General features: G+C 39.2%; 10 protein-coding genes. 7 read left to right on the plus strand and 3 right to left on the minus strand.

Annotation, left to right across the window (positions count from 1 at the left end; all coding sequences use genetic code 11):
* Positions 1–180 precede the first annotated feature (180 nt).
* The 4 genes from Q0081_RS16660 (at position 181) to Q0081_RS16675 (ending at position 4,087) form a co-directional block, all read left to right on the plus strand.
* Complete coding sequence (locus Q0081_RS16660) at positions 181–1,233, plus strand: XRE family transcriptional regulator (RefSeq protein WP_298355506.1); 1,053 nt, start codon at positions 181–183, stop codon at positions 1,231–1,233.
* Positions 1,230–1,787: a hypothetical protein gene (locus Q0081_RS16665; protein ID WP_298355508.1), complete on the plus strand. Its 558-nt coding sequence runs from the start codon at positions 1,230–1,232 to the stop codon at positions 1,785–1,787. Before Q0081_RS16660 ends, Q0081_RS16665 begins: the two co-directional genes overlap by 4 nt.
* A gap of 9 nt (positions 1,788–1,796) precedes the next feature.
* The gene (locus tag Q0081_RS16670) at positions 1,797–3,440 is read left to right on the plus strand and encodes a hypothetical protein (protein WP_298355510.1); all 1,644 of its coding nucleotides are present in this window, start codon (positions 1,797–1,799) and stop codon (positions 3,438–3,440) included.
* Between the two features lie 164 nt (positions 3,441–3,604).
* Entirely contained in the window at positions 3,605–4,087 is a 483-nt protein-coding gene (locus Q0081_RS16675) for a hypothetical protein (RefSeq protein ID WP_298355512.1), read from the plus strand.
* 103 nt (positions 4,088–4,190) lie between these two features.
* On the opposite strand, the gene Q0081_RS16680 is transcribed toward Q0081_RS16675, so the two are convergent.
* The 3 genes from Q0081_RS16680 to Q0081_RS16690 all read right to left on the minus strand — a co-directional run bounded on the left by Q0081_RS16680 (position 4,191) and on the right by Q0081_RS16690 (position 6,051).
* Positions 4,191–4,778 carry a carbonic anhydrase gene (locus Q0081_RS16680; protein ID WP_409034073.1) on the minus strand — a complete coding sequence of 196 codons (588 nt, stop codon included), beginning with the start codon at positions 4,776–4,778 and terminating at the stop codon, positions 4,191–4,193.
* Positions 4,679–5,494 carry a hypothetical protein gene (locus Q0081_RS16685; protein ID WP_298355514.1) on the minus strand — a complete coding sequence of 272 codons (816 nt, stop codon included), beginning with the start codon at positions 5,492–5,494 and terminating at the stop codon, positions 4,679–4,681. Before Q0081_RS16685 ends, Q0081_RS16680 begins: the two co-directional genes overlap by 100 nt.
* 350 nt (positions 5,495–5,844) lie before the next feature.
* On the minus strand, positions 5,845–6,051 hold the full coding sequence (locus tag Q0081_RS16690) for a hypothetical protein (protein WP_298355516.1): 207 nt from the start codon (positions 6,049–6,051) through the stop codon (positions 5,845–5,847).
* Positions 6,052–6,316: 265 nt separating this feature from the next.
* Here Q0081_RS16690 and Q0081_RS16695 point away from each other — a divergent pair, with 265 nt between their 5' ends.
* The 3 genes from Q0081_RS16695 to Q0081_RS16705 all read left to right on the plus strand — a co-directional run bounded on the left by Q0081_RS16695 (position 6,317) and on the right by Q0081_RS16705 (position 11,686).
* On the plus strand, positions 6,317–9,835 hold the full coding sequence (locus Q0081_RS16695; RefSeq protein ID WP_298355518.1) for a methylmalonyl-CoA mutase family protein: 3,519 nt from the start codon (positions 6,317–6,319) through the stop codon (positions 9,833–9,835).
* Positions 9,836–9,896: 61 nt separating this feature from the next.
* Positions 9,897–11,006, plus strand: a complete 1,110-nt coding sequence (locus tag Q0081_RS16700; RefSeq protein ID WP_298355520.1) for an AAA family ATPase — start codon at positions 9,897–9,899, stop codon at positions 11,004–11,006.
* 8 nt (positions 11,007–11,014) lie between these two features.
* Positions 11,015–11,686: a DUF4276 family protein gene (locus tag Q0081_RS16705; RefSeq protein WP_298355522.1), complete on the plus strand. Its 672-nt coding sequence runs from the start codon at positions 11,015–11,017 to the stop codon at positions 11,684–11,686.
* Positions 11,687–11,719 lie beyond the last annotated feature (33 nt).

Here is an 11,719-nt window from a genome sequence, read left to right on the forward strand (position 1 = left end):
ATGAATGCATGAAATTTGCCAATCGTTCTGGTTCGCTTATTTCTACTTTCTTTTTCATTTCGCAAAATTGCAATTATTTTAGTTTTGATTCCAAGAAGTTCGGTCGTTCTCTATAATTAAAGCTTTTCACTTGACATTTTAATTATTTTTTGTCATTTTTGTCAAGTAAAATTAAAGAAAATGAATTCTAATTTAGCAGAAAGGTTAGCCGCCGCACGACGCATGTCAGGGTTGTCGTTGCAGGAACTTTCTGACCGCATGGAAAATGCTGTTAGCAGGCAAGCCATTCATCAATTTGAACAGGGCAAAACCAAACCGGAAGCTGATACACTCTTGACTTTGGCAAAAGCGCTCGGTGTCCGTTTAGATTATTTCTACCGTACTACCGCCATTCAACTTGACAAAATCGAATACCGAAAAAAGCAAAAACTCACCAAAGCCGAGGAAATTGCCATTCACGAAAAGGCCAAAGACGTACTTGAACGTTATTTTGAATTGGAAAACCTGACGGATGCTCACTTGGATTTTGAAAACCCACTCGGAACGTCCCTCATTCACAATTCCGAAGGCATTGAGAAAGCAGCAGAACGTCTGCGCGACATTTGGCAATTGGGTATGAAGCCCATCCCGAGTGTCATAGAAATGCTGGAAGAAAAAGGCATTAAGGTCTTAGAAATCAACGCTTCTGAATCTTTTCAGGGACTTTGCGCGGAAGCAAATGGGCATCTGACAGTCGTCATCAACCAAAATGATGACGATGTACGCAAGCGCTTTACTGCCATCCATGAATTAGCCCACATCTTGTTAATATTTGCCGAAGGTATTGATAATGAGCGATTTTGTCATCGTTTTGCGGCGGCGTTGCTTTTCCCGCGCCAAAGCGTCATTGAAGTGTTTTCGAGCAAACGAAAGAAAATAGCGCTGGCAGAACTCTTACAGGTCAAAGCCTACTATGGCATTTCCATCCAAGCGACGCTAATGCGATTACGCGACCTCGACATCATCACTGACGCCACCTACAAAGAATTTATCATTTGGATGAACAAAGTAGGCTATCGTAAAAACGAACCCGGTGTTTACAAAGGGGTAGAAAAAGCCCTGCGTTTTTCACAGTTATTATACCGTGCGGCCGTTGAGGAGATTATTTCTCTTAGCAAAGCAGCGAGTTTGGGAAATCAATCATTAACTGAGTTTAGACGTACATTGGCAGGTATAAATAACACAAAAGCATGAGTTCAGACATCCCAACGGTGTCTGAAAACGAGACATCAGCCAATCGGATTGCTGTAAATGATGCCAACTTATTCATTGATTTGTGCGAGATAGATTTGGTGGAGATATTCTTTGAGTTGCCGTTGGAGTTTCACACTACACAACTGATTTTAAATGAATTAGAAGAAGATCAACTCCAACGGCTTGTTCCCTTTATTGCTCAGAAACAGCTTTCGGTTCGCCATTTGACGCAATCCGAAATTGACAATTTAGCCTCTATATCAACCCAATCCCGAAAATTATCAAGAGAAGATTTATCCGTGTATTTCTACGCACATGAATTGGACAACTGCATGATTTTAACGGGTGATAACCGTCTCCGCAAAGAAGCTCAACGCCAAGGCTTTGAAGTACACGGTATTTTGTGGGTATTTGAGCAATTAGTGAATATAGAGGTTCTCTCGCCCTTAATTGCCTCTGAAAAACTCCGTGAGCTTATGAGTATTAACTTTTGGTTGCCCGTAGGTGAGTGTGATAAATTGATTGAAAAATTTAACTTAGACCATATAAAATAACGCACTTTTATGGAAGACAAAATATCAAAAATTGCCCGTATACTTGAATTATCTTCAACAGAAACAAGAGAAAATGCTATTAGTAGCTTTATTGAGAATGTTATTTACTTTTTTGATAATGAGGCATTAACTATTAAAGATATTTTAGAGTGCATAAGCGAATTATTCGATATTCAACCAATTGAAAATGAAATACAGATTATTATAGAATCTCTCATTAAAAGAGGAGATTTAATAATCATACAAAACAGATTTAAGCTTTCAGATGAAAAATTTTTGCAAATAAAAAGAACTGCACTTAAGGTAGAAGAATCTGCTCAACAAAGAAAAAAACGTTTTTCTTTGTTAATTAAAAAATTAGGAGAAGTGAATGAAAAAGAGTTAAAGTTGCTTTGGGAGTACTTTAATGAATATCTATATGAATGTTTTTACCAGTATGGAGAATATGCATTGAATAATTTTGTTCAAAGTAATAATCAGGAAAATCAACTTAGATTAGTTAATGGTAGTCCTTACCATAATGCAATTAAAAAATTATCTAATCCTAATACAAGGGATATTTTTCAAAAATTAGTAATGTATTTCGCTCAAAAATTGAGCACTGAAGACTTAGATTATTTGGAATTTTTGGCCAATAAAACCTTATCTTTTTATTCTTTGGGTTTGCCTAAAAATTTGCACCAAGAAGTTTTAAATTCTCAAATTGATTGGACAGTTCTTGTAGATACGAATTTTTTGTACTCAATTTTGGGCTTACATAAAAATGTAGAAACAGATGCCAGTATTGAACTTTTAAAAATTGTAAAAGAATTAAATCTTAATGTACGGTTTAAATATATTCCAGCAACTATCGAAGAGTTAAAGAGAAAGAAAATGGAGTTTGACGATATAATTACCAGAGTCCCATATAGTTCTCCACAAATTAAAGGCCTATTAAACTCTAACCGTTTAGATTCTTTTGGGGAAATATATTATGAAAATCTTCTTAAAAACCCTGAAACTTTACATCCATCACAGATTATTGATACATCAGAAAAGGTAATTGTTCATGCCTTTAATATTCAAATTTTTAATTCAAAATTTGAACAGATTAGTGATGATGTAATTAATCATTCTATTGCTGAATATGAAGGCTATATTCAAATTAGAAATGAAGCAAGAAGAGAGCGAGGAGGGTTTGAAGAAATTTACAAACATCAAAAACAAATCTGGCATGACGTTTTATTAAGAGAAGCGATAGAATGGTTGAGAAAAAGAGAAGTGGAAGGTGAAGTTCAAACATTTTCTGAGATTAAATATTTAGGGGTTACTCTTGATAAGCTATTAATCGCTTTTGATAAATTTGAATTAGGAAAAAGAAGAAGAGTAATTCCTAATTTTTATACTCCGTCATTTCTTTTAGATAGAATTCGTAAGTTTGCTCCTATCCAGACAGATAATTATAAAAGAGCTTTCATAACTGCTATTTCTTCATTTAATTTCTATGACAAGAGCGTAAAAAAATCAAAAGACGCCCAAAAATTTGTTAACTATTATAGGTCAAAAGGGCTTAATGATGAAAAAATACTACTTAGCTTTTTAACAGATGATTTATTCCTTGATTCATTTTTTAGAGAAGAAACAAATGAAGATGATTTTTTGAAGCAGAGATAAGTAAAAAATTTACTGCTTTACAACTTGAAAAAGAAGAGAGTGAAAAAAAGATAAAAATATTAAAACAAAGAACCGATATAAAAAGCAATGAGGTTAAAATAGCAGAAAGTCAAATTGAGAAAAAAGACTCTGAAATTTCAGAGCTTAACGATATATTGAAACAGTTGAAAGAACTGGCGAACACTAACAAAAAAGAAGCATTTGAAAATAAAAACGAAAAGGAATTATATCAAAATCAGGTCGCAGATTTAATTAACAGGCTAAATCAAATTGAAAACGAAAACAAATTTAAATATGATTTAAAAAAATACGAAGATGATAAAGCAAAGTATATTAACGATAAATGGGCAAAAAAATCAAGAGAAAAATGGGAAGTAAAGTGGCTACTCCTTGCATGGGTTTTAGCATTTTCCGTTCTTTATGTACTTTTTTCTTTTATTGATGAAAAATCCCAATTAAAATTCTTCAAACAAAACTCTTCTTTTATAACCTTTTTAATTTCAACATCATTGTCTATTTTTCTTAATAAAGATGCAGCCATTTTCTCGTTTAGATATATATTTTCTCGTAGAAAGATTGAAAAACAATATAAGAATATATTCAAAGAAGAATTTGAAAGCAAAAATTCAACTCCTAAATTGAATTAAAGATTTTATTATTAATGTTTAATAATAAAATCTTTAATTTTCGTTGCTGCATATTATGTTCTATATGTAAAGCAATAAAATACAAACAAAATCATGCCTCCCCTCAATACAACCGATAAATCTCCATAATGCCTTGCAGAATTTTGGGAAAGTCAATGTTTAGGTCAATCAGTTTACCCGTGTGAATGTCGAATACCCAACCGTGTACTTGCAGGCCGCGCTCGTTGTAGGCTTCCTGAACCGCAGCGGTTTTGATGAGATTGACGCATTGCTCCTGTACGTTGAGTTCTACCAGTCGGTTGTAGCGGGCGTTTTCGTCTTCAATTTTATTTAATTCCGCTTTGTGCGTTCGGTATACATCTCGGATATTTCTGAGCCAAGGGTTCAAAATACCCATATCCACAGGCTGCATTGCGGCTTTTATTCCCCCACAGTTGTAATGTCCGCATACTACCACATGGTTGACTTTGAGGTGTCGGATGGCGTAGTTGATGACCGACATGACATTCAAATCAATGTTGTTGACCAAATTGGCAATGTTGCGGTGGATAAATACCTCTCCGGGCTTTAATCCCATCAAATCTTCGGCAGTTACCCGGCTATCCGAGCAGCCGATGTATAAAAATTCAGGATGCTGTCCCAGAGCCAAATCTTCAAAATAATTGTTGCTGTAATATTTAGTGTTCTTGATGCTGCTTTTGCTAAGTTGAGAGCCTCTGCTCTCAAAGTTGATAAGGCATAACTACCTTTTTCTGACCATGCAATGGGTTTATTTTTTTGCCGATAGGCCACAATCATGTCCACGCCTTTTTCTGCTCTGCCCGAACCAATTGTTTTCTCTACCTCTTTTCGTTTTTTGTAATTGATGATTTCCGTTTGATGTTTTCTTAAATATTCTATCAATTCTTCTTGTTTGAGTGTGTTTTTTACGGTCATTGTTTGAATATATCCAATCGCATCGTCGGTTTTTGCGACCCACAGCAAGCCGACAATTGTTTTTGCGGCTTCTTCTTTTTGGAGTTTGTTTTTCGCTATCATACTCATTAAAGTCCACACTTTTTTGTTCAGATGATACCAATCCAAAATGATAGTGACTTGGCCGCCAAAGACCCGCCATAAGCGTAGCCTAATATCTCTTGCCCCATCGCTTATGGAAACTATGGGCAGCCTTTGGTTGCCATAATTGGCACACAGCCAACAACACAGAGCGGTTTGAATGCTCCAATTAGCAACGCCATAACCCGCTGTGATATACTCAAAATCACCCTTGGGTCTTTGAACTTCTATGACATCAGTTTGTACCCGTTTAAGTTTTTTGACATACGCCTCTTGACGTTGCTCTTTTTGGCGATTTACGCCAATAGCATCCGCATCGGCGGTCCGAATCAAACAATAAAATCTCAGCACTTTTGCTATCATATAGACCAATATCAGTCGCAGCAAAAGGCAGACTTAATTGCAAACCCGAATAGCTATTTATCAACTTTGTGGTACTTTCAGTCGCATACGTTTTTACCTTTTCGCTAATATGATTGCCCCTATAAAGGCCTGTACCACTGACCTTCTTCAAGATTTTAGAGACTTGTTGGTAGCTCTTACTCTGTATCTCTAAGTCAATCCAAGAACGCACTTCGGCACTTTCTAAACCCTGATCAATTTGAGAAGTTTTGGAAAAATAGTCACCCCCAGATTTGTAGCGTTCAAGCATGAACTGAACTGGACCTTCAATGCCCATTATAGAGACCATGCGCCTACCATTAGAAATTTCTTGGCTTTTTTTTATAGCTCTCTTGGGAGCCAGTAAGCAATTCCTTTTGAAGCTCTGGAAAAAGTTCTCGACGAATTTGTAAGGTAAATTGCTCAATACCATTAAAACTGTCTAAATCTGTAATCAACGATAAATCGCCTTCCACTAAAACAGTTTCGCCTATATCAGTTGTGATTTCAATTTTTACTTTTGCCATAATTGTGATTTTGGAAACAAAAATAACAGGACAAAAGGGTTAACACACAAAATATTACAGCGGGAAATAATTTAATAGCAAAACCCTGATAATCAAAGCAAAAAACCACAACTAATGATTACAAGTTAATCATAATTATGATAGTAGATTCTTGGTTGTTTTACCGTGAAATTTAGTCGAAAAAAAGTACTTTTTCGCAAACAACTATGAGTATTTAGGGCGAAGTTTACCTTATCTTCGTCCCTGATTTTAGCTATCAATTTTTATGGAAAGTGTCATTCAAAAACCCTATCAACCCAAAAACCACGTCAGAATTGTCACTGCTGCGAGCCTTTTTGATGGACACGATGCCGCTATCAACATCATGCGGCGCATTATGCAGTCGTCCGGGGCGGAGGTGATTCATTTGGGGCACAATCGTTCCGTGCAGGAAATTGTGGAATGTGCCATTCAGGAAGATGTGCAGGGAATTGCCATTACAAGCTATCAGGGCGGTCATGTTGAGTTTTTTAAATACATGTACGATTTGCTGCGGGAGCGCTGCGCGGGACACATTAAAATCTTTGGCGGTGGCGGTGGTACCATTTTGCCTTCGGAGATTCAGGAACTTCAGGCATACGGCATTACCCGACTCTACTCTCCTGACGATGGCCGCTCGATGGGTTTGCAGGGAATGATCAATGACCTACTAACTCGTTGCAGTCCCCCTGCCCCCAATGGGGGAATTTTTGATTTGACGAAGGAGATAAAAACATCCAATCATCAAATGATTGCCCGCTTGATTTCTTTGGCAGAAGAGGGTATTTTATTTCCCCCCATTGGGGGAAAGGGGGCTGGGCTTGGTCTCGTTCTGGGTATTACCGGTACGGGCGGGGCAGGAAAATCTTCATTGGTGGACGAACTGGTACGGCGGTTTTTGTTGGATTTTGAAGATAAAACGTTGGCCATTATTTCCGTTGACCCTTCCAAACGTAAAACAGGCGGGGCGTTGCTCGGCGACCGTATCCGCATGAACGCCATTCATCCCGATATTGCACAGGGGAGAGTGTATATGCGTTCACTCGCTACGCGACAGTCGAATTTGTCATTAAGCCGCCCTGTAAAAGATGCCATTGAAATTTGCAAAGCAGCTCATTTTGACCTGATTATTGTGGAAACGTCGGGCATTGGGCAGTCGGATACCGAAATCACGGAACACTCAGATATTTCACTCTACGTCATGACGGCTGAGTATGGCGCGGCGACGCAGTTGGAAAAGATTGATATGCTTGATTTTGCCGATGTCATTGCCATCAATAAATTCGACAAACGCGGTTCATTGGACGCTCTCCGCGATGTTCGAAAACAATACCGTCGCAATCATAACCTTTGGGAAACCCCCGACGAAGAATTGCCCATTTTCGGAACCATGGCAAGTCAGTTCAACGATGCGGGAATGAACACACTCTACGTGAAAATCATGGAGCTGTTGGAGAAAAGAGTGGAAAGTGAAAAGGGAGAAAGTGGAAAGGTATGGACAAATGGGAAATTATTCACCGCGCGGCGGACCGCTCATTCGCTCATTCACTCATCTGCTCATTTGCAGCTCCAATCACTAAATCATAACTCACCAATCACAAATGCCATCATCCCTTCCGATCGCGTTCGTTATTTGGCTGAAATTGTGGAGAATGCGCGGAGTTATGAACAGTTTGTGAATGAACAGGCAACTCTTGCCCGGCAGTTGTATCAGTTGGATGGTACCATCAAAACTTTGTCAAAGTTTCAGAACTTTGACAAAGTGGATGCGCTCAAAGCCATTTATGCCGAGTTGGAAGCTCGACTTCACTACGATTGTAAACATTTGCTCGAAACGTGGCCCGAAACCGTCAAAAAATACCGGGCAGATACATATCAATTTAAAGTCAGAGATAGAATCATTGAGCAGGAGTTGTGGACGGAGACGTTGTCACACCTCAAAATTCCTAAGATTTCTTTGCCTAAATACCAAGATTGGGGTGATATTTTACGGTGGTTGCTGACTGAAAACGTACCGGGAGAGTTTCCTTACACGGCGGGCGTGTTTCCGCTTAAGCGTGAAGGGGAAGATCCTACGCGGATGTTTGCGGGCGAAGGCGGTCCCGAGCGCACCAACCGCCGCTTTCATTATTTATCCAAAGACATGCCGGCCAAGCGCCTTTCGACGGCGTTTGATTCCGTCACACTTTATGGAGAAGACCCCGATTTTCGACCCGATATTTACGGAAAAGTAGGAAACTCAGGCGTAAGTGTGTGTACATTGGATGACGCCAAAAAACTATACAGCGGCTTTGACCTCTGCGACCCAAGCACGTCGGTCTCCATGACCATCAACGGCCCCGCACCCATGGTACTCGGTTTTTTTCTCAATGCGGCCATTGACCAGCAATGCGAGAAATATATGTTGTCCGAAATGAGCAGCGAGGAGCGGGAAGCGAGGATAAAAAATGCCTTTAACCTCAACCCTAGCCCTTCTCCTGACAGGAGAAGGGAGCAAATATTCCCCTCTCTTGAAAGGAGAGGGGTGAAGGGTGAGGTTAACTATCTGGGAGAAATTCCCGAAGGCAACAACGGCCTTGGCTTACTACTTTTAGGTACCACAGGCGATCAGGTGTTGGAACCCGAAATTTATCAGAAAATCAAAGCTAACACTCTTCGCCAAGTGCGCGGAACGGTGCAGGCGGATATTTTGAAAGAAGACCAGGCGCAAAATACCTGCATTTTCAGTACAGAATTTGCCCTCAAACTGATGGGCGATATTCAGCAGTATTTCAATGATAATCAGGTTCGTAACTTTTATTCGGTTTCGATTTCTGGGTATCACATTGCCGAAGCAGGAGCCAATCCCATTTCGCAATTGGCGTTTACACTTTCCAACGGGTTTACGTTTGTGGAGTATTACCTCAGTCGCGGAATGCACATCGACGAGTTTGCGCCTAATCTATCGTTTTTCTTTTCCAACGGCATGGACCCCGAATACACCGTACTCGGGCGGGTAGCGCGGCGGATTTGGGCCAAAGCCATGAAAAACAAGTACAAAGCCAATGACAGAAGTCAAAAACTAAAGTACCATATTCAAACCTCGGGTCGAAGTCTGCACGCGCAGGAGATTCCTTTCAACGACATTCGGACCACATTACAAGCTTTATTGGCGATTTATGATAACTGTAACTCGCTGCATACCAACGCTTACGACGAAGCCATTACGACACCGACGGAAGAAAGTGTTCGTCGGGCCATGGCGATTCAATTGATTATCAACCGTGAATTTGGTTTGACCAAAAATGAAAATCCGTTGCAAGGCTCGTTTATTGCCGAAGAACTCACGGATTTGGTGGAAGAGGCGGTTTATCAGGAGTTTTTGAGCATCAATGAACGTGGTGGCGTGTTGGGCGCCATGGAACGCATGTATCAGCGCAGCAAGATTCAGGAAGAATCCATGTATTACGAAATGCAAAAACACACGGGCGCGTTACCGATTATCGGAGTCAATACCTTTTTGGACGACAAAGGTTCGCCTACCGTTTTGCCTGCCGAAGTGATTCGCTCAACGGACGATGAAAAACAATATGCCGTAGCCGCTCGTCAGGCATTTCAGGAAAGAAATTTGGAACCGGCAAAACTCGCTTTGGCGCATTTGCAGGAAACTGCCCTTCAAAACGGCAATTTATTTGAAAGCCTCATGGAAGCCACCAAAGTGTGTACGTTGGGGCAAATTTCAAGAGCGCTGTATCAGGTAGGAGGGCAGTACCGACGGAATATGTGATTTTTGTGGAAAAAAGTGCATTTTTACAGAAAAGAGAAGGAAACAATAAAATGCTGATGCCTTGAAAATAGAGAATATTAAAATACGAAATTTTAAATCTATTCGTCAGCTTGATTTGTCATTTGGGCAAATTAATATAATGATTGGAGGAAATGGAGTGGGAAAATCTAATCTGATTTCTTATTTTAAACTACTGAGTCAGATTATCAACCGTAATCTGTCTTTACACGTAGCCCGAAATGGAGGAGCTAATCATTTGCTTTATTTTGGCAGTAAGGTTTCACCTGAAATGGGTTTTAAAATTACATTTGAAAACCAGAATACATATAATTCGTATCAAGTTCGTTTAGCTCCCAATACAGATGACGGATTTTATTTTACATCAGAATCAATAGGATATAATTCTGGGACAAAAGACAGTACTTATTCATTAGGAATAGGCCATAATGAAAGTTTATTATTTGAGTATAACAAGAGCGATTCTAATATTTATGGCGGGAAAAAAGGAATATCACATTATGTTATTAAAGCGTTTGAAGGCTTGAAGGTTTACCATTTTCATGATACGGGTGAAACATCCAAGATGAAACAAACCGGAGATATAAATGACAATCAGTCTTTACGTGAGGATGCATCAAATTTAGCAGCATTTTTGTATTGGTTAAAGGAGCGTCATATAAATAACTACAATCAAATAGAAAAAACAATTACTCGAATTGCTCCTTTTTTTCAAGGTTTTGATTTAAAACCAAGTGCATTAAATCCCGAAAAAATTCGGTTGAAATGGCTTGAAAAGGGTTCGGATTTGTATTTTAATGCGCATAGTTTATCGGATGGGACGCTTCGTATGATGTGTTTAGCAACTTTGTTGTTACAACCCAATCCTCCTTCCACGATTATTATTGATGAACCTGAATTGGGCTTACATCCTGCGGCGATTCATTTGCTGGCTTCTCTCATTAAAATGGCAGCTGAACGTACTCAAGTCATTATTTCAACGCAGTCTGTTACTCTAATCAATCAATTTACTCCTCAGGATATTATCGTTGTGGATAGAAAAGATGGCCAATCTGCATTTCGCCACATTGATGATGGTGAACTGGTACTTTGGCAGGAAGAATATGCATTGGGAGAAATTTGGGAGAAAAATTTAATTGGGGGGCGCCCATGAAACAGATTTTGATTTTAGTAGAAGGGCAAACCGAAGAAGAATTTGTAAAACAGGTACTCAATCCTTACCTGAACAACTATGGAAAGCATCTCAATCCTACCATCATCAACACCAAAATTGTAAAAGGAGGCAAGAATTTCAAAGGTGGACTTGATAACTATGGACAAGTCAAAAGGGATTTGGTAAGGCTGGTAAAGAGCAACACGTTAACGGTTACTACTTTTATTGATTTTTATGCGCTTCCAAGCGATTTTCCAGGTTACGGTGATGATGTAAAAGTGAAAAGTTCTTTAGAACGAGTACTGTACTTAGAACAAAAACTCTACGAAGATATTGGGCAAACAAACTTTGTACCTTATATCCAACTTCATGAATTCGAGGCACTATTATTTATATCAATGCAGGGGTTTAATTATTGCTTTGGAAATGATATAAGCAAAATTCGTGATTTTGAAATGATTTTAAGCCAATTCCCCAACCCTGAGGATATTAATGATAATCCATTGACTGCGCCTTCAAAACGGATTTTAAAAATCATTCCTAACTATCAAAAACCCTTTCAGGGCGGGATGATTGCCTTGGAAAATGGAATCGGAGGGGTATGGTGCGCCCCATATTTAGGACCAATTGTTAAATTGGATAACGGTCTAACTTTAGCTCCATATGAAAGGCAAGACTAAGCGCAAATTTACCTCTGACCGCTCAGGCGGCCC

It is taken from the genome of Runella sp. (genome assembly GCF_027484545.1).
In the GTDB taxonomy this organism is placed as follows: domain Bacteria; phylum Bacteroidota; class Bacteroidia; order Cytophagales; family Spirosomataceae; genus Runella.